This window comes from Chitinophaga parva, from assembly GCF_003071345.1.
Classification (GTDB): domain Bacteria; phylum Bacteroidota; class Bacteroidia; order Chitinophagales; family Chitinophagaceae; genus Chitinophaga; species Chitinophaga parva.
In genome coordinates this window covers 121,556-144,605 of sequence record NZ_QCYK01000003.1, presented here as the reverse complement: position 1 = coordinate 144,605, position 23,050 = coordinate 121,556, and the positions used below count along the sequence as shown (strand labels likewise).

19 protein-coding genes are annotated in these 23,050 nt (G+C 53.6%); 12 read left to right on the top strand and 7 right to left on the bottom strand.

All coding sequences use genetic code 11. The features are described 5' to 3' along the window. The first annotated feature begins 42 nt into the window (after positions 1 to 42). The 8 genes from DCC81_RS19850 to DCC81_RS19815 all read left to right on the top strand — a co-directional run bounded on the left by DCC81_RS19850 (position 43) and on the right by DCC81_RS19815 (position 8,459). Entirely contained in the window at positions 43 to 822 is a 780-nt protein-coding gene (locus DCC81_RS19850) for a polyprenol monophosphomannose synthase (RefSeq protein ID WP_108688434.1), read from the top strand. Between the two features lie 131 nt (positions 823 to 953). Continuing rightward, positions 954 to 1,847: a DMT family transporter gene (locus DCC81_RS19845; RefSeq protein WP_108688433.1), complete on the top strand. Its 894-nt coding sequence runs from the start codon at positions 954 to 956 to the stop codon at positions 1,845 to 1,847. Positions 1,848 to 1,913: 66 nt separating this feature from the next. Next, a complete protein-coding gene (locus tag DCC81_RS19840) occupies positions 1,914 to 4,751 on the top strand; it encodes an alpha/beta hydrolase family protein (RefSeq protein ID WP_394337128.1) in 2,838 nt (945 codons plus the stop codon). Positions 4,752 to 5,104: 353 nt separating this feature from the next. Further along, positions 5,105 to 5,953, top strand: coding sequence for a helix-turn-helix domain-containing protein (locus tag DCC81_RS19835; RefSeq protein ID WP_108688432.1), 849 nt, complete (start codon positions 5,105 to 5,107; stop codon positions 5,951 to 5,953). A 75-nt stretch (positions 5,954 to 6,028) separates the two neighbouring features. Continuing rightward, positions 6,029 to 6,550 (top strand): cupin domain-containing protein, encoded by a 522-nt coding sequence (locus tag DCC81_RS19830; RefSeq protein WP_205686392.1) that lies wholly within the window; start codon positions 6,029 to 6,031, stop codon positions 6,548 to 6,550. A gap of 12 nt (positions 6,551 to 6,562) precedes the next feature. After that, positions 6,563 to 7,180, top strand: a complete 618-nt coding sequence (locus tag DCC81_RS19825) for a DUF4230 domain-containing protein (RefSeq protein WP_108688430.1) — start codon at positions 6,563 to 6,565, stop codon at positions 7,178 to 7,180. Between the two features lie 341 nt (positions 7,181 to 7,521). Beyond that, positions 7,522 to 7,983, top strand: coding sequence for a hypothetical protein (locus tag DCC81_RS19820; protein WP_108688429.1), 462 nt, complete (start codon positions 7,522 to 7,524; stop codon positions 7,981 to 7,983). Positions 7,984 to 8,012: 29 nt separating this feature from the next. Then, positions 8,013 to 8,459 (top strand): hypothetical protein, encoded by a 447-nt coding sequence (locus DCC81_RS19815; RefSeq protein ID WP_108688428.1) that lies wholly within the window; start codon positions 8,013 to 8,015, stop codon positions 8,457 to 8,459. Between the two features lie 53 nt (positions 8,460 to 8,512). On the opposite strand, the gene DCC81_RS19810 is transcribed toward DCC81_RS19815, so the two are convergent. After that, entirely contained in the window at positions 8,513 to 9,232 is a 720-nt protein-coding gene (locus DCC81_RS19810) for a hypothetical protein (RefSeq protein WP_108689254.1), read from the bottom strand. Positions 9,233 to 9,447: 215 nt separating this feature from the next. Here DCC81_RS19810 and DCC81_RS19805 point away from each other — a divergent pair, with 215 nt between their 5' ends. Next, positions 9,448 to 9,777 carry an RNA recognition motif domain-containing protein gene (locus tag DCC81_RS19805; protein WP_108688427.1) on the top strand — a complete coding sequence of 110 codons (330 nt, stop codon included), beginning with the start codon at positions 9,448 to 9,450 and terminating at the stop codon, positions 9,775 to 9,777. 194 nt (positions 9,778 to 9,971) lie between these two features. Here the strand turns inward: DCC81_RS19805 and DCC81_RS19800 are convergent, their stop codons facing one another. From DCC81_RS19800 to DCC81_RS19785, 4 genes are all read right to left on the bottom strand, one after another. Next, positions 9,972 to 11,333 (bottom strand): dihydrolipoamide acetyltransferase family protein, encoded by a 1,362-nt coding sequence (locus DCC81_RS19800; protein ID WP_108688426.1) that lies wholly within the window; start codon positions 11,331 to 11,333, stop codon positions 9,972 to 9,974. A gap of 134 nt (positions 11,334 to 11,467) precedes the next feature. Beyond that, positions 11,468 to 12,724, bottom strand: a complete 1,257-nt coding sequence (locus tag DCC81_RS19795; RefSeq protein ID WP_108688425.1) for a CinA family nicotinamide mononucleotide deamidase-related protein — start codon at positions 12,722 to 12,724, stop codon at positions 11,468 to 11,470. Positions 12,725 to 12,777: 53 nt separating this feature from the next. Beyond that, complete coding sequence (locus DCC81_RS19790) at positions 12,778 to 13,203, bottom strand: acyl-CoA thioesterase (protein ID WP_108688424.1); 426 nt, start codon at positions 13,201 to 13,203, stop codon at positions 12,778 to 12,780. A gap of 117 nt (positions 13,204 to 13,320) precedes the next feature. Next, on the bottom strand, positions 13,321 to 13,746 hold the full coding sequence (locus DCC81_RS19785) for a DoxX family protein (protein WP_108688423.1): 426 nt from the start codon (positions 13,744 to 13,746) through the stop codon (positions 13,321 to 13,323). 229 nt (positions 13,747 to 13,975) lie between these two features. Between DCC81_RS19785 and DCC81_RS19780 the strand changes: the two genes are divergently transcribed. Genes DCC81_RS19780 through DCC81_RS19770 form a run of 3 tightly spaced genes read left to right on the top strand, consistent with a single transcriptional unit; the run spans position 13,976 to position 19,711 of the window. Beyond that, complete coding sequence (locus DCC81_RS19780) at positions 13,976 to 17,044, top strand: tetratricopeptide repeat protein (RefSeq protein ID WP_108688422.1); 3,069 nt, start codon at positions 13,976 to 13,978, stop codon at positions 17,042 to 17,044. 12 nt (positions 17,045 to 17,056) lie between these two features. Continuing rightward, positions 17,057 to 18,709: a TonB-dependent receptor gene (locus DCC81_RS19775; protein WP_108688421.1), complete on the top strand. Its 1,653-nt coding sequence runs from the start codon at positions 17,057 to 17,059 to the stop codon at positions 18,707 to 18,709. Positions 18,710 to 18,736: 27 nt separating this feature from the next. Further along, positions 18,737 to 19,711, top strand: coding sequence for an HU domain-containing protein (locus DCC81_RS19770; RefSeq protein WP_108688420.1), 975 nt, complete (start codon positions 18,737 to 18,739; stop codon positions 19,709 to 19,711). 182 nt (positions 19,712 to 19,893) lie between these two features. On the opposite strand, the gene DCC81_RS19765 is transcribed toward DCC81_RS19770, so the two are convergent. Next, positions 19,894 to 20,790, bottom strand: a complete 897-nt coding sequence (locus DCC81_RS19765) for an SDR family oxidoreductase (RefSeq protein ID WP_108688419.1) — start codon at positions 20,788 to 20,790, stop codon at positions 19,894 to 19,896. Positions 20,791 to 20,809: 19 nt separating this feature from the next. Further along, positions 20,810 to 22,894 (bottom strand): prolyl oligopeptidase family serine peptidase, encoded by a 2,085-nt coding sequence (locus DCC81_RS19760; RefSeq protein WP_205686391.1) that lies wholly within the window; start codon positions 22,892 to 22,894, stop codon positions 20,810 to 20,812. Positions 22,895 to 23,050 lie beyond the last annotated feature (156 nt).

Sequence of the window (23,050 nt, the reverse complement as noted above, 5' to 3'; positions counted from 1 at the left end):
ATTTTTAGCTATTTTCGCCCTCTACAAAACTATTCGCATTAATTGGAAAAGCTGGTAATTATACCGACCTACAATGAGAAGGATAATATCCAACGTATCATTGAGGCAGTCATGGGTTTGCAAGAGAACTTTCACGTGCTCATTGTGGATGATGGCTCACCTGATGGTACCGGTGCTATCGTAAGATCATTGCAGCGCACCTACCCCGGGCTGTTATTCCTGGAGGAAAGAAGCGGTAAACAGGGACTGGGCACCGCCTACATCCATGGGTTTAAATGGGCACTGGCCAATGGCTACCAGTACATCTTCGAGATGGATGCAGACTTTTCCCACAACCCGGCCGACCTGCCCCGCCTGTACCGCGCCTGCGCCGAAGAAGGTGCAGATGTGTCTGTAGGTTCCCGCTATGTAAAAGGTGGCGGCACCAGAAACTGGCCGTGGGACCGTGCCGTGCTTTCTTACGGCGCCTCCATTTATGTAGGCCTGGTTACCTGGCTGCCCGTGCGTGATGCCACCGCGGGCTTCGTTTGCTACCACCGCCGCGTGCTGGAGGCTATCAACCTGGACGCCATCCAGTTTGTAGGGTATGCTTTCCAGATAGAAATGAAATTCACCGCCTGGAAGCTGGGCTTTACCATTAAAGAAGTACCCATCATCTTCATAGACCGCAAAGAGGGCTACTCCAAGATGAGCAAGGGTATTATCAAAGAAGGTGTTTTTGGGGTGCTGAAGATCCAGTCCCAGAGCCTCTTTAAAAAATATCACCGCCGCGTAGCGGCCCGGCAGGGCACTGCGCCGGAACAAGGAACCGTTTCTAAGTAGGCATTTTTTAATAACATTTTGGATAAAGATCCCCGCAACGAAAGGTCGCGGGGATCTTTATTTTAAGGTACCTCCGCCGTCCGCAAAAAGTTCCTCCCACAGCAGTTTTCCCCGTACCTTTGCGGCGAATTATGAGAAAAGCGCTGATACAACTACACCTTTCCGTGTTCCTGGCCGGCTTCACCGGCATCCTGGGGAAATTGATCGATCTGAATGAAGGACTGCTGGTCTGGTATCGTATGGGTATTACCGCCCTCTCCCTCTGGCCCCTGTTCTACTTCCAGGGTGCCCTGCGCAAGATCAGCCCCAGGCAAATAGCCGCCATTGGTGGCAACGGTATTATCATTGCCCTGCACTGGCTTTTCTTTTACGGCAGCATCAAGTACGCAAACGTGTCCATTGCCGTGGTATGTTTTTCCCTCACCAGCATGTTTACTGCCATCTTTGAGCCCATCATCCTGCGCCGCCGGCCAGATGTGGTGGAAATGGCGCTGAGCGCCCTCACGCTGGCCGGCATTCTCCTGATCTTTCATTTTGATGCGCAATACCGCACCGGCATTATCCTGGGCATTATCTCCGCCGCGTGCTGCGCCCTGTTCACCATCAACAATAAAATACTGCTGCGCCATAACGATTCCAGGACCATCACCCTGTACGAGCTGACAGTGGGCGCCCTGGTGCTCACGGCCGCCATGCCCCTGTACCTGCATGCTTTCCCCGTGGCCAGCATCTGGCCTACTACCATGGACTGGATCTACCTCCTCATCCTGTCATGGGCCTGCACCATCGTGATGTACCTGCTGTCTATGAGCGCTTTGATGAAGATCTCCGCCTTTACGGTAAACCTCACCTTTAACCTGGAGCCGGTATACAGCATTATCATGGCGTTTATCCTGTTTCACGAGAACAAGGAACTGAACGCCTCTTTTTACATTGGCCTGGGCTGTATCATTCTTTCCGTGGTACTGCAAATGGCCCGCGTGTCTGCAGAAAGCCGGCGGGAACGGCTGGGGGCAGCACATTGACCACTCATCCCCTTTTTATCCTGTAAAAATCAAAGGCTGCGTATATTGGGCACGACCAATTCTTCCGTGCTTTTGAAAAATATACTGTTTGCCGCAGCCTGCCTGCTGCCGCTTGTTTCCCATGCCCAGCAACCTTCCAAAAAGCCGCTGGATCACAACGTGTATGACGCCTGGCAAAGCATCGGCGCCAAAGCTATTTCCAATAACGGCCAGTGGGTGGTATACAACATCACCCCGCAGGAGGGCGATGCCACCCTGGTGGTCTATGACCGTAAAACCGGCCAGCAGCGCGAGGTAGCGCGGGCCACCGGCGCGCTCATTACCCAGGACTCCCGCTACGTGGCCTTTACCATTAAGCCCGCATTCAGGGACGTGCGCCAGGCCCGTATAAAAAAGACCAAGCCGGCAGATATGCCCAAAGACACCCTGGGCATCATAGCCCTGGGCGATACCGGTATGCTTCGTTTTCCCAACGTAAAATCTTTCAAGGCCCCGGCCAAAGGCAACGGCTACCTGGCCATGCTGCTGGAGAAACCCAAACCTGATACCGGTCATAAAAAAATAGACCGCAGCAAAGCAATCATGAACGACCTGGCGGAAGATCCGGACGATGACGGCAAGCAGCCGGAAGGCAGCAACGACCAGGGCCTGCTGCTGGTGCGCAACCTGCACAGCGGCACCCAGGACACCCTGCAGGATGTGGTAGACTACACATTCAGCAAACCAGGCAATGCCCTGCTGGCCGTGTGCAAAGGCGGGAATAAAGACTCCCTGGTCCGCAACGTGGTGGTGTGGCAAACGGCGCCGCGCAAAGCCCTGGTGCTGAGTCACGGGGTAACCAACGCAAAGCAGCTCACATTTGATGAAAACGGCCAGCAGGTGGCCTTTGTAGCAGAGCGCGACTCTGCCAAAGCCCTCCAGCATTTCTATAGCCTTTACTATTACCTGCCCGGGCAGGACAGCGCCAGCGTGGTGGTGAACAGGAACACGGCCGACATGCCTGCCCACTGGAATGTGAGCGAGAACGGCACGGTGTTTTTCAGCAGGAACGGTTCCCGCATTTTCCTGGGCACCGCTCCCATTGCCCCGCCTAAAGACACCACCATCGTGGATTTTGAAGTGGCCAAGGTGGATATCTGGAACTACCAGGACGACTACCTGCAGCCCGTACAGCTCAAGAACCTGCAGCAGGAGCTAAAGCGTACCTACCTGGCGGTGTACCACCTGTCTAACCGGAGCTTTGCACAACTGGGTGATAAGACGCTGGAAACCGTGCTGCTCACAGATGAAAATAACAGTGAATATGCCCTGGGCTACACCGATGCCGGCCAGCGCATTGCCTCCCAGTGGACCGGCCGTACACTGAAAACGGCTTACCTGGAAAACATCCACAACGGCCAGCGCAAGCTGATCCGCAAGGACCTGGACGGGCAGTTCTATTACTCCCCCACCGGCCAGTACGTGATCTGGTACAGCCTCCCAGACAAGCATTGGTTCAGCTACCATACCGCCACCGGCGCGGTGGTGAACATGACCGCACACCTCCCCACCAGCATGGCGGACGAAGAAGATGATCATCCCGATCTTCCCGGTGAGTACGGCTTTGCCGGCTGGAGCGCGGGCGATAAATACTGGTACGTGTATGACCGGTACGATATCTGGAAGGTAGACCCTGCGGGCAGGGAGGCCCCGGAGATGCTGACCGCCGGCGCCGGCCGCGCCCAAAAGTTGCGCTACCGCAACGTACGCCTGGATGCGGAAGAGCGCTTCTTCTCTCCCAAACAAACCCTGGTGCTGGAAACCTTTGATGAGACCAGCAAGGAAAATGGCTTTGCAGCCGTGAAGCTCAACGCGCCGAAAGCCCCGGAAACACTGGTGCTTTCGCCCAACACTTACCTGGGCCTGGCCAAGGCAAAGGATGCCGATGCCTACATCTACCTGAAGGCGAGCTACGAAGCCTCCCCGGATGTGTATGCCGGCAAGACCATTGCCGCCGCTACAAAACTGAGCGCCATCAATCCCCAGCAATTGCAGTACAACTGGGGCACGGCGGCCTTGTATAAATGGACCACTTTCAGCGGCAAGCCCGCAGAAGGTATTCTCTACAAACCGGAAAACTTTGACAGCACCCGGCACTACCCGGTGATCATTTATTTCTATGAAAAACTCTCTGACGGGCTGTATGCCTATCAGCCACCAGCGCCTACTCCCAGCCGGTTGAATATCTCTTTCTTTGTAAGCCGCGGCTACCTGGTGTTTGCACCAGACATCCGTTACGAGGATGGTCATCCGGGCCGGAGCGCTTACGATTACATTGTGAGCGGTGCCCGCTCGCTGGCTACGCATGCGTGGGCAGACAGTACCAATATGGCCATCCAGGGGCAGAGCTGGGGCGGCTACCAGGTGGCTTACCTCGTCACGGCCACCCATCTTTTCAAATGCGCATGGGCGGGTGCGCCCGTGGCCAATATGACCAGCGCTTACGGGGGCATACGCTGGGAAAGCGGCATGAACCGCCAGTTCCAGTATGAGCATGGCCAGTCACGCCTGGGGGCTTCCATCTGGGACAAGCCGGAACTGTACCTGGAAAATTCCCCCCTCTTCCACCTGCCCAATGTAACTACCCCGCTCATGATCATGAGCAACGATGCGGATGGGGCAGTACCCTGGTACCAGGGCATTGAGCTCTTTACCGCCATGCGCAGGCTGGGCAAGCCGGTATGGCTGCTCAATTATAACGGGGAAGCCCACAACCTGGTACAGCGCCAGAATCGCAAGGATATCCAGCGCCGTGAGCAGCAGTTCTTTGACCATTTCCTGAAAGGCGCCCCCGCCCCGCAGTGGCTGGACAAGGGCGTACCCGCCACGGAAAAGGGCAGCAACTGGGGCTTTGACGTGAAATAAATCAGATGCGGGGCAAACACACATTGCTCTCTACCAAATTTTGCCCCGCCATTTACAAATTATTAACGTATTAAAAATATATTACATATAATTTATTTAATAAATTGACTAGTTCTTTAACAGTCTTCTACCCCTGCCCTCCTAAGGCGCTATAACCCAGTGCAGTAGTATTTCGGAAAGCCGCCCCATCCCCTGAAACCCGCTACCACACTGGCCCAGGTATTTTATTGATGCACACAACGGCTTCCGGATCAACTGGTTATTAACTTATAAAAAAATATCCTCACATTTTAACATTTACCTATATTTACAATAAGACCAACGGTATATCCTATCATCCTAAAACCGTCCCTATGAACTTTCATATTTACCGTCCCGCAGCCAGCTTGAACCCTTTTGTTAAGCACTATTATTACTGGCAGGAAAGTGTATCCGGAGCAGTGCAGGTACCGCAACACCTGTTTGCCCTGGGGGATCAGTACCTCATTTTTATCCAGGAAGGAAGCCTTTCCTGCACACCGGCCGGCCACGCCACTTTTGTGCTGCCCCAGGCCTGCATCCTGGGCCACTTTACCGGCGCCCACCAATTGCATGCAAACGGCCCGGTAAAACTGGTAGCTGTGCAGCTCAATGCTTATGGCAGCCGCAAGCTGCTCGGGCTGAATATGGGTACCCTCACCAACTACTGCCGCGACCTTACCAAACTTGATAATAACATCTGGTGCCAGCTGCAGGAGCAACTGGCCAGCCTGCCCATGCCCCAATACCTGTATGAGTGCCTGAACACGGGCCTGGGTAAAGCCATGGAGCAGCAGCACGCACTCAAACAAGTGGACCAGATGGCTGATTACATGATCAGAGAAAATGGCAATGTTAGCATGGGCAAACTGGCGGAACTGTTCCAGCAAAGCCGCCACACCCTGGAGCGCCGTTTCATGGAAGTGATAGGCCTGCCGCCCATGTTGTACGCACGTATCCTGCGTTTTAAACATGCCATGAAAGCCCTGCAGCAGATGGAACGCACGCAGTGGCAAACCGCCCTGGAAAGAAGCGGTTACGCGGATGCCGCCACATTTGTGCGCGACTTCCTCTCCTTTAACGGCCAGCCGGGCCACTACTTTACCCATGAAACGGAAAGCACTGCCCCGGTAAAGAACATTGTGAACATGCTGATGGAACAACAGCAGGTAGCCGTTGCCTAAAGCCGCGTATTTTTTCTTTTGCCAATTATCAAGGTCCGGACAGCTTGCGTCCGGACTTTTTTTTACCTTAATGTCATGGAACGGAGCATGTTCACGCACAATGCCGCCTACTGGCGCAAGCACCTGAAACTGGAATCGCACGTGGAAGGAGGCGCTTTCCGCGAAACCTACCGCAGCGCCCTGCAACTGCCGCAAAGCAGCCTTCCCGGCACCTTTAAGGGCGACCGTGCGGCCAGCACCGGCATTTATTTCCTGCTGGAGAGCGGGCAGTTCTCCGCCTTTCACCGCATTGCGGCGGATGAGATGTGGCATTTTTACGATGGCTCAACGTTAAGTATATACGAAATTACCCCGCTGGGCACTTTGCTGCATCACCGCCTGGGCCGCGACCTGGAAGCCGGTGAGCAACTGCAACTGGTGATCCCCGCCGGCAGCTGGTTTGCATCACGTACCACAGCCCCGGAAACCTTTGCCCTGGTGGGTTGTACCGTAGCCCCCGGCTTTGACTTTGCAGATTTTGAACTGGCAGACCGCGCCAGCCTGCAGGCGGCATACCCGCAACACGCAGCCCTCATTGCTCAACTTACTTACGCCTGATAAACGACTTTTATGAAATGGTTCTTCTACACGCTTTGCCTGGTGGTGGTCATCGTGGCTGTGTTCTGGATAGGAAAGCAATTTGGCAGTAAACATATTACCGAGGAAACGATCTCCAACAGCCAGATCGTGCGGGAGATTGCGGAGCTGGGCAGCCTGGAAGTAATGGGCAATGCCAGCATCAAAACCAGTAACATCACAGACAACAACGACTGGAGTGATAACCTGAAGAAAGCATTCCTGGAAAACACCGTGTTTGTAACCATCCCTTATGTAGCCAAATACGGCGTAGTGATAGATAGCAGCCAGTTTCACATCCACCTTGATAAAAAGGTGATCCGGGTAGACCTCCCTGCCCCCGCCCTGCTCAGCTATGAGCTGAAGGTAGACAAGATGGAAACCGCTAACCGTAAGGGTTTCCTGCTTTTCCAGGATGATGAGACCTACACCGTGGTGCAGAAAAAATTGTATCAAACCTCCCGCGACCAGCTGGCGCATAACAACATTTACCTGCAGCAATCCAAAGACAAGATCCGCCGCCTGCTTACACAGTACTACCAACCTTTTTTAAAAGATCATACGCTGGAAGTGCACTTTGCAGATGAAGAAGGGAAAACCGGGCTGCAATAACAGCCACTAAAAAACGCGTAGCCCTACACCGGTGAAGACCGCACGGCGGACAGTTCCTCCACAGGGGGTGAGAATGCTTTCCCATAAACTGATGGACATCCATCCACGCTGGTATCAGGAAGGAAAAAATTATCCATTGAAAGGAAACGGAAGTACTGATAAGAAAAGATAAAACGGACATCAGAAAACCGGCTGTGATGTGCTATATTTCATACTGTATCACAGCCCGTTTATATCCATGCAAAAAACACTGCCATTTCTTTTACCCGCATGCCTGTTAATGGGCAACCAACCACTCCCCATTTTGCCAACCATTTTTTAATCCATAAAACCAACCGTACATGAACAAAGCGTTACGTGCAGCTGCCTGCTGCCTGGCATTGTCCGCCTGCTTGCTGCAATCAACCTATGCAAGCCCGATCCGCAACCACCTTTTCCCCTCCACGAAGTACCGTGAGGTCAGTGGCGCCGCTAACTTCCAGGTAGTACACAACGGAGGAAGTACCATCCGCAACATTGTAAGCGTAACATTGGATGGTGTGGCCGTAACAGGCGCTTCCGGCGCCTACCCGATAGGCGTGTTTGGCAACACCACCACCGGTACACATGTTGTGACAGTAACCTATTCAAACATGGGCGCCACAGATTGTTTCAACGTCTTTTGCTGTGACGAAAACAGCACCCAGTTGTACAGTGCAAATTATGCGGGCACTAACACGGCCACATTCTCCGTGACACTGCCTGCCACCAGCACTTTCCTGTACATCCAGTTCCTCGACAACATTGGTTGTAGCGGGATCTGATCCTTTTCACCTTTAACAAACCAACCACCATGAAGCGACTCCTCTTCCTGGCAGCTGCCTGCTGCCTGTCTGTAGCCTCCTTTGCCTCCACCGGCAAGCATTCCGGCATCTCCCATGACTCCGTAGCCACCGTAGCCAGGCATCGCACGGTAACCCTGCAGATCGTTCATAACGGCAATCCCCTCCGCAATGTAACCAGCCTGGTGGTGAACGGTGTGGACGTAGGCATACCGGGTACCTATGCCACGTCGTGGTATACCCAGATAGATCCTACCCAACCGCTCACGGTGACCATCACGTATGGCAACCTGCCTTCCAATGAATGCTTCAATGCATACGTGCTTTCCCTGCAGCACCAGCCGCTGTACAATGTGAACTACAAAGGCGTGAGCACGGCCACTTTCACGGTGAACCTGCCCGCTGGCGATAGTGATTTTTACCTACAGTTCCTGGACAACATCGGTTGCTCCAACTAAAAGCAAAAACGCGGGCCCTGGTGGCCCGCGTTTTTTTTGATGTTGCTGATCGTTTACGCTACGTGCTGTGAAAGATATTTTACCAGGGTACGCTTGGCCACGGGTAAAAGCGTTTCATTCACCGGGAAGGCCAGGTCCGTTTCCACGCGGTACACCGCGGGATTGGGCAGCTGGCGGTAACGGCGGATGAGCACTGTTTTAATATGCTCACTGGAGTTACCGACATTCTTGTCGAACGCTTCTACAAAATGGGTGTGGATGCCCCGGTACTTTTCATCGTGGCGCTCAAAGATGCTGAGGCGGTAGGTGTATACCAGCGTATCGCGGTAGCGCCCATCGCAGAGCAGCAGGTAACCCTCGCGGATGTCAAGCGGCAGCAGTCCTACCGGAGAGATGTGCAGGGTGTCTTCCACCAGGTCATACAGGGCGGTGCCTTCCTTGATCGTGTGGTCCAGCGTTTGCAGGGCAAAGCGCAGGATGTTTTCCAGCTCCTCCATCAGCTCGTCATCTTCCACGATACGCTGGTACAGCAGTTGGAGTTTTTCCATGTTCACGGCCGTAAGCTGTTTGGGAAAGCGTTGCTGCAGGAACTCCTTGTTCTCCTTAAAGGCGCGCAGGTTATTAAAATGAAAGATCACGTCAGACAGCTGCGGGTAGAGCATGTGCTGGTTAAAAAAACGGTTAATTTCCTGGAGGTAGGCCAGCAGGGTGTATTTCTTTTGTTCAAAATCAATATACCCGTCGGCAAACCAGGTTTCACTCAGAGATCCCATAGGCAAACATTTTAATATATACTTATCCATAAGTTACAAAAAAAAGAGCAGCCTGCTAGTGGTGAATTAGCGGTGCTTAAATAACCCATAAACAGGCCGGGAAGGCCATTTCCAGGACCTGGGGCGCATTTTGAAATATTTTGGGGGTGGGATAAATATTTGATAGAATTTACCTATCTTCAAGGATATTATTTCATTTTTTTAATTTCACCATCATGAACATCTACGTAGCCAACCTGCACTATAGGTTGAACGATGAGGACCTCCATCAAATTTTTAGCGAATTTGGTGAAGTAACCTCTGCTAAAATTATCAAAGACCATGAAACTGGTCGCTCCCGCGGTTTCGGTTTCGTGGAAATGCCTAATCAAGAGGAAGGCGCGAAAGCGATGGAGAGCCTGAATGGTAACACTATTGAGGGCAAACAATTAACAGTTAACGAAGCAAGACCTAAACAGCCGAATAATAATTTCAGAAGTGGTGGTGGTAACCGCGGTGGCGGTGGATACGGCGGCGGCTATGGCGGCGGTCGTGATCGTCACTAATGATGATTCCCCGATGTTATTTTCGGTCGTTTTGCAAGAAACGACGGTAAGGCGCTCCGGAAGGGCGCCTTTTTTGTACCCCGGCCATTCCCCTCCCCACCAGTGCATTTCCCACCCCGCAACGCACTAAAAAAGGCCCCCGCTTACACGGAGGCCCTTCCACTATCCTTATACCTTATGCATTGTGCCAATCCCTAAAACTCCCGCTGCGGGTCAAAATGCTCCAGCTCATGGGCTACTGCGCTCAGGAAGGTAGAGCCCAATGCCCCATCGATAATACGATGGTCATAGGACAATGACAAATACATCATATGGCGGATGGCTATGGAATCGCCCTGGGCCGTTTCCACTACCACGGGGCGTTTTTTGATGGCGCCCACCGCCAGGATAGCCACCTGCGGCTGGTTGATGATGGGAGTGCCCATCAGGCTACCAAAGGTGCCCACGTTCGTAAGGGTGAAAGTGCCTGCCTGGGTATCTTCCGGCTTCAGTTTGTTGGTGCGGGCGGCATTGGCCAGGTGGTTCACCTGCTTGCTCAGGCCTACAAGGTTCAGCATGTCCGCGTTGCGGATCACCGGTACAATGAGGTTCCCGCTGGGCAGGGCCGCGGCCATACCTATATTGATGTCTTTCCGGAGAATGATCTTTTCGCCATCCAGGGAAGAGTTGATCAGGGGGAATTTCTTGATGCACTTCACTACGGCCTCAATGAAGAGGGGCGTAAAGGTGAGCTTCTCCCCTTCTCTTTTTTCGAAGGCATTTTTTGCGGCATCGCGCCAGCGCACCAGGTGGGTCACGTCGGCTTCGGCAAAGCTGGTCACGTGTGGGCTGGTTTGCACGCTGCGCACCATGTGCTCTGCAATGAGCTTGCGCATGCGGTCCATTTCCTGGATCTCCACGTTGCCGGTGGTAAAGGTTACCGGCGCGGCAGGAGCGGCCTTGGCGGCTACACCATTGCTTTCTGCCGCTGCCGGCTGTGGGGCCGGGGCGGTGGTAACGGCGGGAGCCGCGGGCGTTGCAGCCGGCGCGGTAACGCTGCCCTGCTGCCTGCGGGCAATGTAGTCCAGCAGGTCTTTCTTGGTTACCCGGCCTTCATTGCCGGAACCTGCAATATTTTCCAGTTCGTTAAAGCTTACGCCTTCCTGCTGGGCAATGGTAAGTACCAGCGGGGAATAAAAGCGCACGCCACCGGCGGGTTTTTCCAGCACAGGTGCGGCTTCCGCTGCGGCAGCTACGGGGGCCGGCGCGGGCGGTGCAGGTGATGCTGCAGGAGCGGCAGGCGTGGCAGCGGCGGGCGATGCGGCCGATTCACCGGCAGCAGTGCGCACCCGCGCAATCACGGTGCCCACGGGCACTACATCGTTCTCTTTGAACAGGATCTCAGTAATCTCTCCGGTAGCAATAGAAGGCACCTCGCTGTCCACCTTGTCTGTAGCGATCTCCAACACCGTTTCATCGGCGTTCACCGCATCCCCTACCTTCTTGTGCCATCGCAAGATGGTTGCTTCCATGATACTTTCACCCATCTTGGGCATTACCAATTCTACTATGGCCATAAGATTCTCTTTAACTGATACGGCGACAAAAATAAGGGAATTTGCAGCATTACTGCCAAATACAGTTCTGCTCCTGCTTCCCGCTTCCTGGTCCGCTCATTTTGTTTTGGTGATAGATTTAGAAAATGAAATATTTAGTGGCCATTGGCCAGTATAAATTTGCGCAATTCATTGATGGCATAAGCCGCTGTCATTTCAATATTATGCCTGCGGTCATAACGCAGCTGGTACTTCACCGCGGTCTGGCGCTTTTTATCGCCCACGGCCACCCACACGGTGCCTACCGGCTTTTCCGGGCTACCTCCATCCGGCCCCATGATGCCGGATACTGCAATGGCGTAATCCGTTTTCATTGTATCCAGCACACCGTTCACCATGGCCAGTACCACGGCTTCACTCACGGCACCGTGCGCCGCCAGCGTGGCTTCCGGTACGTTCAGCAAGGCGTGCTTCACCTCGTTGGCATAAGACACCACGCTGCCCTGGAAGTAGGCAGAGCTGCCGGGGATGAGTGTAAGCAGGTGTGCAATATAGCCACCGGTGCAGCTTTCTGCCGTGGCCACGGTTTGGCCCCTGGCCTTCAGTAATTTACCCAGCACCGCGCCCATGGGAATATCTTCCTCATCCACGGTAATGTCTGTCAGCAATGACTTGAGGGTGGTGAATTGTTGAGTAAGGGCCAGCGCAGTAGTGAGCTTGTCTTTCCCGAAAGCGGTAAGGCGCAGCTTCAGCAGGCCATAACTGGGCAGGTAAGCCAGTTTGATGTTGGGGGGTAATGCCGTTTCAAAGTCCGCGATGCGCTCTGCCACAAAGCTTTCGCCCATGCCGGAGGTCAGTAAGGTCTGGTGCAGTACGGCTGGTGCATCGTAGATCTCCGGCAGGCGGGGCAGGATGTAATCCAGCATCATGCCCTGCATTTCGTACGGCACGCCCGGCATGGAAATAAAGATCTTCCCGTTCTGCTCAAACCACATGCCCGGAGCAGTGCCCCGCTTGTTGGGCACCACGGTGCAGGTATCCGGCACCAGGGCCTGGTCCAGGTTGCGCTGCAGGGTGGGCAGGCCGCGGCCCTCGAAAATGCGCAGTACATTTTGCAGCGCTTCTTCATTCTGTACCAGCACACCGCCAAAGTAATCGCAGAGCACGGGTTTGGTAATGTCATCTGCCGTGGGGCCCAGGCCACCGGTGATGAGGATAAGGCTGGACAGGCTGCCTTCTTCATCCAGGGCACGCAGGATGGCCTCGCGGGTATCGCCCACGGCCACGCGGCGGTGCACCCAGATGCCAATGGCATTGAGCTGTTGCGCTATCCAGGCAGAATTGGTATCAATCGTCTGGCCAATCAGCAGTTCATCGCCGATCGTGATAATGCTGGCTAATATCTTTTCCATGTGCGGTGAAAATTAGAACTCCCTTTAGTAAGCAAGCATAATGCCGTAGCGGCTCATGGCTGGTCCTCTTCTGTAAAAAAAGGCAGGAAACGCTGGCGCATGGCTTCCGGCATGGAGGCCCGGCGCTTGGTCTTTGCATCAATGAAGGCCAGGGTTACGGTGCCCACATTGAGCAGCTCTCCTTTTTCGTTATACAGTTCTGAATTAAAAACGATCTTATGCGAATCCGGCATGGCTTTGAGGATGGTCTTCACGGTGATCAGGTCATCGTAAAACGCGGGCCGGATGTACTTTACATACATTTCCGCCACAGGCATCATGATGCCCATGTCTTCCATTTCCCGGTAAGTAAGCCCCAGGCTGCGGATGGCGTCTGTACGGCCTACTTCATAATACAGGGCGTAATTGCCATAATACAAATACCCCATCTGGTCTGTTTCTCCATACCGCACGCGGATCTGGGTAGTGCTGGTGAACATGGTGTTAAAGTTGTCTTAGGTATTAGGTCTCAGGTCTTAAGTCTTAGATCCTAAGTACCAGGGAATGAACTTCACAGCGCCTGGTACCTAAGACCTAAGACCCGGGACTTAGGACAATTATTTTTTCCGGATCAACCCATCCAGTGAAAAACGGCCACCGCCGGCAAACAGGATGGCGGTGAATGCGGCCAGGAAGAGAATGCCCATTTCATGGCCCTGGCTCCCTTCGCCGGTAATGGGCGCATGACGGTTGATCACATAGGTAACAATGGTCATGCAGATCACCACGGGCACGGCGGCCAGGCGGGTAAACAATCCCAGCACCACGAGGGCGCTGCAGAAAAATTCAGCAAAGATGGTAAGTCCCAGCGAAACCGGGTGTGTCACATGCAAGGGGTCGGGGAAGGCACTTGCATATTCAGAAAAATGCGTCAGCTTCTGCCAGCCATGCATACACAGGAAAATGCCAAAGATGGCGCGGATAATGAAAAGCCCAGTGTTTACAGAATTAGGAGCCAGTTTGGAGGAGAAGAACTTACTCATAGGAATTGTTTTGTTTTGATTTGCAAGATAATAGAAAAGTAGCAGCAAACCGGCAGTCCCCTCCTGCCGCGCAAAAACAACAACGGCACTGTTTTCGCTATGACGGGGTGTTCATTACTTATTATATTACGACTATATTTGTAAGATTGGGCGAATCCGGGCCCGTCGCGTAATAATTCCGCGGCCCGGTCGTTTTAAACGCATATTCAAGGTTTTAACCAGGTTACGCATGCAATTGTTCAAGAGATTACTACCCGCCGGTTTGTACTTATGCATCACGGCCATGGGCGCCTCACTGGCCCCCATAACCGCAAAGGCGCAACAGACACGCACTTACACAGATCCCGACCATACCTTCAAGACCGCGCAGGAACTTTTCCAGCAGGAAAAGTACGGCGTGGCCATGCAGCTGTTCAATGAAGTCATCCACGAGATCGGCTATTTCCAGGAAACCAACCGTAGCCTGGTAAACACAGACGCCCACTACTATTATACCGTGTGTGCGTTGAAGTTAGAGAACAACAACGCCGAAAAGCTGGCCAAGGACTTTCTCTCCACCTTCAATAACAACGCCCGTGAACAACTGGTCAGCTACTACCTGGCCAAATATTATTTCCACCACAACCGCGTGAAGGACGCCATCCCGTACTACGAAAAAGCGGGCATCGACAACCTTTCCAACGCGGAAATTGCGGATGCGAAGTTTGAACTGGCCTACTGCTATTTTTACAACCAGGACTTTAAAAAGGCCCTGCCCCTCTTCATCGAGATCAAGGAAATACAGGGTAAATACTACCTCCCGGCCAATTACTACTATGGTTTCATTGCCTACGGTAACCGTAACTACGATGATGCGCTGAAAAGCTTCTCCCGCGTGGTAGACGATCCCAAATACCATAAAGTGGTGCCTTACTACATTGCGGAGATCTATTATTACCAGGGCAAAAAAGACCAGGTGATCTCCTACGTAACACCCCTGGTGGAAAAGGGCGACAACTACTACGATGCCAACCTGAGAGCCCTCCTGGGCCGCGCCTACTTTGAAAAAGGCGACTATAAAAAAGCACTGCCCTACCTGCAGCAATACAGCGATAATGCAGAGGCGGTGACCAAGCAGGATGTGTACCAGCTTTCCTACTCTTACTACCAGACCGGCAACCTGCAAAAGGCCATCGCCGGTTTTAAACAGTTGAGCAGCGAGAAAGATTCCCTGGGCCAGAACTCCATGTACCTGCTGGGCGACTGCTACCTGCGCACCGGCCAGAAGGCCAATGCCCGCAACGCATTTGCCTACAGTGCACGCAACAGCTCTAACCCGCAGCAGCAGGAGATCTCCCGCTTCAACTACGGTAAGCTGTCTTATGAACTGGGCTACTCCGATGCCGCCCTCACAGCGCTGAACAACTTTGTGAAGACCTATCCCAACTCCCAGTACAACAAGGAAGCCCGTGAAATACTGGCCAACCTGTTCCTCAACACCAATAACTTTAAAGAGGCCCTCACCACCATTGAAGGCATTAAAGATAAGTCGCCCAATGTGCTGAAAGCCTACCAGACCGTGGCTTACGGCCGTGCTACAGAGCTGATCAACGATGGTCAGCTGGAAGACGCCAGCCGCCTGCTGGACATTGCCATCAGCAATAACTACGATCCGAAGATCAAGCAACTGGCCCAGTTCTGGAAAGGGGAAATTGCCTTGCGCCAGCAACAGCATGACGTGGCGATCCCTAATCTCCAGGCTTACCTGGCCGGCAACCCACCCGCCTCCGGTGAGGCCAATGTGCAAACCGCCAGCTACGATATGGGCTATGCGCTTCTGAAAAAAGAGAATTACAACGGGGCCCTGCCCTACTTTGAGAGCGCCCAGCGCGCCAGCGGCCCCAATGCCGCCCGCATCAGCAACGATGCGGTATTGCGCGCAGCGGACTGCTACTACATGCTGCGTGATTTCCCGAAAGCCACCGCGCTGTACGACCGTGTGATCAGCAGCAACCAGCCCGGCGCAGACTATGCCCTATACCAAAAGAGCGTGATCCTGGGCCTGCAGGGCAAGCAGGTGGAAAAACTGAACCTGCTGAAACAACTGGGCAGCAAGTATCCCTCTTCCGACTATGGCAACGATGTGGATATGGAAATTGCCAACACCTACCTCTCCCAGGAAAAATATACAGAGGCCATTCCTTACCTGGAAAACGTGGTGACCAAACAGCCCAACGGCCCCAATACGCCGAAAGCCCTGCTGAAACTGGGCCTTTCCTGGTTCAACAAGGATAACGATACCAAGGCGCTTACCTACTACCAGCAGGTGGTGGCCAAGTTTCCCGATGCACCGGAAGCCAACGAGGCCCTGAGCAGCATCCGCAGTATTTATGTAGACCAGGGCAAGGGCGATGCGTATGTGGCCTTCCTGAAATCTACCGGCAAAACCGTGACCGTGAACGCAGAGGATTCCATCACCTATGCCACCGCGGAAACCCGCTTCAGTAACGGGGATTATCCGGGTGCCATCACAGCGTTCAACACTTACATCCAGAAATTCCCGAACGGCCAGTTCATTGTGCCGGCCAACTTCTTTAAAGCGGAAGGCGCCTATAATACAAAGGACTACGCCGCGGCACTACCGGCCTACGAATTTGTGCTGGGCAAAAATGCACCGCAATACGCAGAACGTGCCGCATTGCAGGCGGGCAATATCCAGTTCTACCAGAACAAGGATTATGAAAAGGCCCGCGCTTACTACCTGCAGCTGCAGGACCTGAGCACCAGCAAAGAGAACACCCTCACCGCCACCCGCGGCCTGCTGCGGAGCAACTACCAGTTGCAGCACTGGGATGAAGTAGGCAACTATGCAGAGGTGCTGCTCTCCACTGCCGGCATTACCAGTGATGACCAGGTGATCGGCCATTTCTACCTGGGCAAGTCCAAACAACAGGCTGGCCAGTATGAAGATGCGCTCACCGAATACAAGACCGTGGCTGGCCTCACCAAAAACGAGATCGGTGCGGAAGCCCGCTACAACAGCGGGGTATGCCTCCTGGCCCTTAACAGGCTGGAGGACGCCGAGAAAGCCGGCTTTGATGTGATCAAGAACACGCCTTCTTATGATAACTGGGTAGCCAAGGCCTACATCCTGCTGGGCGATGTGTACATGGCAGAAAAAGACTACTTCAATGCCAAAGCCACTTACCAGAGCATAGCGGAAAACTGCCCCATTCCTGAATTGAAACAGGAGGCCAAAGACAAACTGGCCAAGGCAGAGGCCACCGAGAAAGCGGATTCAAAAATTAAAAAACCTTAGCAGTTGTTACGCATGAACACAACGCAACGTCACCTGAAATATATGCTGCCGGTACTGCTGGCACTGGGCGCAGCCACCACGGCTCACGCACAGAAGAAAGACAGTACCCTCAAGCAGGAAACCATCGACATTATCTCTTCTTACCAGCCCAAGCTGAAAGAGGCTACCAAAGTGAATCTCACCGCATCGCTGCCTAACCGCGATACGGCCCGGCCCCGGCTCACCTATGACGTGCCGGCGCTGAACCTGAACTTCATGTACCAGCCCATCCACCTGCAGCCCCTGGCCCTGGGCAAGGATTCCCTGCCCCCGCTGCTCAACAATTTCGTGAAGCTGGGCTACGGCAACCTGAACACGCCCCTGGTACAGGTAGGCTTTGGCAGCAACCGGAATGAGAAATTCAACTTCGGCATTTTCGGGAACTACCAGTCATCCAAGGGCAAGGATGTGCAGTACCAGGACTATTCCACCCTCAACGTGGGCGCCGCCGGCACCTATCTTTCCCCGAAGTTTGAGATCAAGGCAGGCCTGGGTTTTGACCAGAACGTAGTGCACTACTATGGTTACGACCATGACTCTTTTCCCAATCTTACCAAAAGTGACCTGAAGCAGGTATTCAACCAGGGCAGCGCCAGTTTCGGGGTGAAGAACCGTACAGAAAACAATCCCTGGGCATTTTCCTACGCCCCCCACGCCAAGTTCTATTTCTTTGGCGACCACTTTAAGCGCAGTGAAAGCACCGTGATCGTGAACGTGCCCCTGAGCCAGCAGATCTTTGAAGATATCTACATCCGTGCGGAAGGCATCCTGGACCTGTCTACCTTCAACGAAGACAACCGCGATCATATCAATAACAACATCGTGTCCATCCACCCCTCCGTGGATATAGATAAACCGGGCTTTGTGCTGCATGCGGGCGTAAACCCCACGTGGACCAATTCCAAGTTCTACCTGCTGCCGGACGTCGTGAACGAATCGCACCTGATCCGCAAGAAACTGATCCTGAGCAGCGGCTGGATCTCTTATTTTGATAAGAACAGCTACCGCAACCTGGCCCAGCGCAATCCTTTCCTGGCGGGCCTTCCGGACGGTATGCGCAATACCCGCATTGAAGAAAAGTATACCGGTATCAAAGGCACCCTGGGCAGCCACTTTAATTATAATACCAAGTTCGGATCTGTAACCTGGAGCAACCTGCCCCTGTTTGTAAACGATACCACGGTATCTTATAAATTCATGACCCGGAACGAAGAGCAGCTCAAGGCATTTGAACTGCATGCGGAGGTAGGCTACATCCAGGAAGAGAAGTTCCAGGCAAGGGCCAGCATCGACTGGTTTAATTACGGCAAGCAGACCACCGAGCCCAAACCCTGGGGACTGGTGCCTTTCCAGGCAGACGTTTTTGCGGAGTACACCTTTGCCAAGAAACTGAAGGTACATGCGAACCTCTTTGCCCTGAGCGGCAGTGATTACCTGGTGTATAACAAGGACTTTGGCAAAACTAAAAGCGCCCTGGACCTCAACGCCGGCGCCAGCTACGACATAGGCCAGCACTTCCAGGTGTGGTTCACCGCCAACAATCTTTTCAACAGCCATTATCAACGCTGGTACGGCTACCAGAATTACGGGATCAATGTGCTGGGTGGCGTGATGTTCAAATTTTAATGTAAACTTGTGCCATAAATCACCGTTTTGATAATACAGCAATACCTCCAGGAAGTACTGTTTAGCCGGCAGGTAGCCGTGGTGCCCAGGATAGGTACCTTCCACCTGCAGCATGTGCCCGCGCGGTATCATGCAGCCGACCGTACCCTTACACCTCCCCAGCAACTGATCACTTTTTCTCCCCTGTGGGACAATGATGGCGACTGCCAGCGTTGGATAGCCCATAATGAAAACCTCCTGGACTATGCCGCGGAACTGCGGATGAATAAAGGCCTGGAAGAGGTCCTGCAGCCCCTGGCCGCCGGGGAAAAAGTACAGCTGGAAGGTATAGGTACCCTGGAGCAGGATGCCCATGGCCATATCACCTTCCTGCCGGTGGTGCTGCCCGGTTATATGGACACCCTGAACGTAGCGCCACAAACCCATTACACACCCATACAGCCGGAGCCGGAGCAACCCATCGTGCCCGAAACCCTGGACGAGGAAACACCAGAAACGCTGATCCCCGAAGCCCCGGTGGACAATACCGGTGGAGACGACTGGGACACCCCGGAAGCCCCCCGCAAAAGCATGGCATGGATAGCCATTCCCGTGGTGATCATCATCCTGCTTACCGGCCTGGGTATCTGGTGGTACACTTCCCAGCAGCCCGCCCCCGCGGAAGAACAGCCCAAGCCCCTGGTAGATTCCAGCCTTACGGAGCAGGCCTCCGTGCAGGACAGCACCGTAACCACCACGCCGGAAACCGCCACCACAGCGCCTGTCGCTGCAGCGACCACTTACCGCGTAGTGTTCCGCAGCTATCCCCGCAGTGACAGTGCCAAGGCTTATATCAAATACAACCAACTGCAAACAGATTCCAGCTTCCGCACGGTGATGATCTATCCCAGCAGCGATACAGCTTTCTTCCGCATCGCCATGCCTACCGCAGCAGCAGATACGGCCAGCATGAAGAAGAAAATGGCCAGTTATAAGCTGGGGAAGGTTTATGTAGAACAGTAAATCGTACAGCGTACAACGTACAACGTACAGCGTACAACGTACATTGAGGCGAAGCATAAAGCGAAAGCCGCATCGGGATGATGCGGCTTTCGCTTTATATGTTTTATAACCAGGTCTTGAGCTGATCACTAACGCCGCGAAGGAAAGTACGTTGTACGCTGTACGTTGTACGTTGTACGATTTTATTCCAACTGCCCTGCTACGATCTCCAGTCCTTCAGCAAAACTTCTCGGCGTATAGCCAAGTACGTTAGTAGCCTTGTCGATAATGAAACCTGTTTTTGCCGGGCGCTTACCCGCTTGTGTAAACGTATCCGCGGTTACCTTTTCCATCAGGGCTGCATTGAGCTGGAAATAATCCGCCACCTGCAGCGCCATCTGGTAAGGCGTAAGCACTTCCTTTCCGGAAATATGGAACACTCCCGTAGCCCGTTGGTCCACTACCAGCTTGCACCCCAGGGCCAGGTCCTGCACCAGGGTAGGTGTGCGCCACTGGTCATCCACTACTTTGATGGACTTCCCCTGTTCCAGGTTTTGCTTCACCCAGGTGATAATGTTGCTGCGGCGCGGATCGTCTGCCACGCCATACACCAGCACTGTGCGCACAATGGCCCAGGGCAGGGCGGCATGTTTTACCAGCCGTTCCGCGGCCACTTTGGTGGCGCCATAGTAGCTGATGGGATTGGGTGCATCGTCTTCCTGGTAGGGGCCCGCCAGGCCGTCAAAGATGAAATCTGTGGACAGCTGCAGGAAAAAACTTTGCAGCGGGGTGGCCGCTTCCAGCAGGTATTGCGTGGCATCTACATTGGCAGCCCAGCAGGCTTCCTTGTTGCGCTCACAATCATCTACCTGGGTCATGGCCCCGGAGTGGATGATCACCTGCGGCATATGCTTTTTTACCAACGCCGTTACGGCATCCTTGTCTGTAAAGTCCAGCGGCTCATAGGTGTAACCATGGCGGCGGCGCAGGCGGTTTTCCCCGCGGCCCGTGGCAATGATAGTGTAACGCGGATCGGCGGCAAAGGTTTGTATCAGGTACTGTCCCAGCAGCCCGTTGCTGCCGGTGATGAGAACTTTCATGCGTTGTTTTTTTGCTGGCTTACTGCTTAAAATCCATGCCGAGATTCCACATGGTAAATGACCATACATCTGTGGCTTCGTCTATCAGTTTAGACGTGGGCTTACCGGCACCATGGCCTGCCTGGGTTTCAATGCGGATGAGCACCGGCGCCGGGCCGCCCTGGTCTGCCTGCAGGGTAGCGGCAAACTTGAACGAGTGGGCGGGTACTACGCGGTCGTCATGATCTGCCGTGGTCACCAGGGTGGCGGGGTAATGCACCCCTTTTTTCAAATGGTGCAACGGTGAATATTGCACCAGGTATTTGAATTGTTCCGGCTTATCGCTGCTGCCATATTCTGTGGCCCATGCCCAGCCAATGGTAAATTTCTGGAAGCGCAGCATGTCCATCACCCCTACCGCCGGCAGGGCCACTTTAAAGAGGTCCGGGCGCTGGGTCATGCAGGCGCCTATCAGCAAGCCCCCGTTAGATCCGCCACGGATGGCTATCTTAGACGGGTTGGTATATTTTTGTTTTACCAGGAATTCGGCCGCGCCGATGAAATCGTCAAACACGTTTTGTTTCTTTTCCAGCATGCCTGCCTTGTGCCAGGCTTCCCCATATTCACTTCCTCCGCGCAGGTTCACCACTGCGTAAATGCCACCCTGCTCCATGAAGAAGAGGTTAGACACACTGAAAGCCGGTGTCATCGGGATGTTGAAGCCTCCGTAGCCATACAGCAGCACAGGTGTGTTGCCCTTCATTTCCAGGCCTTTTTTATAGGAAAGGAACATGGGCACGCGGGTACCATCCTTGCTCTGGAAAAACACCTGTTTGGTTTCATAATCTTCGGGATTGAACTTCACTTCCGGCTTGCGGTACACGGTGGATTGGCCAGTGGCTATATCATAATGATAAATAGTGCCGGGTGTTACAAAAGACGTAAAGGTGTAGTAGAAATCCTTGTCTTCTTTTTCCGCCCCAAAACCGTCCGCGGTGCCAATGCCTGGTAGCTGGATATCGTGTTCCAGCTTGCCCTGGTAATCATACTGCATTACGCGGGTGGAGGCATCCTTGAGGTAGGAGGCAAACAGCTTTCCTCCACCGGTGCCCACGTGGCCCAGCACTTCCTGCTGTTCCGGGATGATGGTTTTCCAGTTTTGCTGTTCCGGGTGTTTGGGATCTACCAGCACCACTTTATAATTAGGTGCATCGTGGTTCGTGAGCACCAGCAGTTTATCCCCGTCATTATCTATCACGGAAGGCTCGTGGTCAAAACCGGGGATGAGCAGTTTCAGCTCCGTTTGGGCAGGGTCCTGCAGGTCGCGGTACCAGATGGCGGAGCCACTGGTGCCTTCACTGGTGTGGATGAGCAGGAAGCGCTCATCTTCCGTTACGGAAGCGCCGGCGTTACGCAGCGGGTGGTTTTTATCCACGTAGATCAGTGCATCCATTTCCTGGGCATCGCCCAGTTGATGGTAGTATACTTTATGGTATTCGTTCTTGCCGGATAGTTTGCTTTGCTCCGTGGGCGCGTCGTAGCGGCTGTAGTAAAAGCCGTTGCCCCGCCAGGCTATGCCGCTGAATTTGATCCATTCCAGCTTGTCCGCCAAATCCTGCCCGGTCCGGGTGTCCATCACCTTGGCGGTTTGCCAGTCGGACCCGGCGCCGGCCACCAGGACGGCCACATAGCGGTGGTCTTTGGAAAAGCTGATGCCGCCCAGGGCCACGGTGCCCGTGGCAGAGAGTTGATTGGGATCAATAAAAACCTCCGGGGCACCATCCAGTCCGCGCTGGCGCATCAGTACGGCCTGGTTTTGCAGGCCGTCATTTTTATAGTAGTAATAAAAATCCCCGCGGCGGAAGGGGGCACTGTAGCGCGGGTAGTTCCACAGCTGCTCCAGGCGCGCGTGCACCTGTTTGCGGAAGGGAATATAGTTCAGGTACGACTGAGTAAGCTGGTTCTGGGCGGATACCCAGGCGGCGGTTTCCGCGCTGTGGTCATCTTCCAGCCAGCGGTAGGGATCAGCAATATCGGTACCATGATAGTGGTCTACGGTGTCGGTGCGCCGGGTCTCCGGGTAGTGGATGGTGGGCTGTTGTTGTGCCGCTGCGGTATCTGTCATTATTACATTTAATATTAAACAAAGGGGCAAAAAGGGATGAACTTTTTTTAGCATACATGCATTTTTTAAAAATTTAAGGAGTTCTTTAAATTAATTTAAAAAATCTCGTAATTCATAAGATAACATTACGAAAACAATTGCAAAATGCTATTTTTG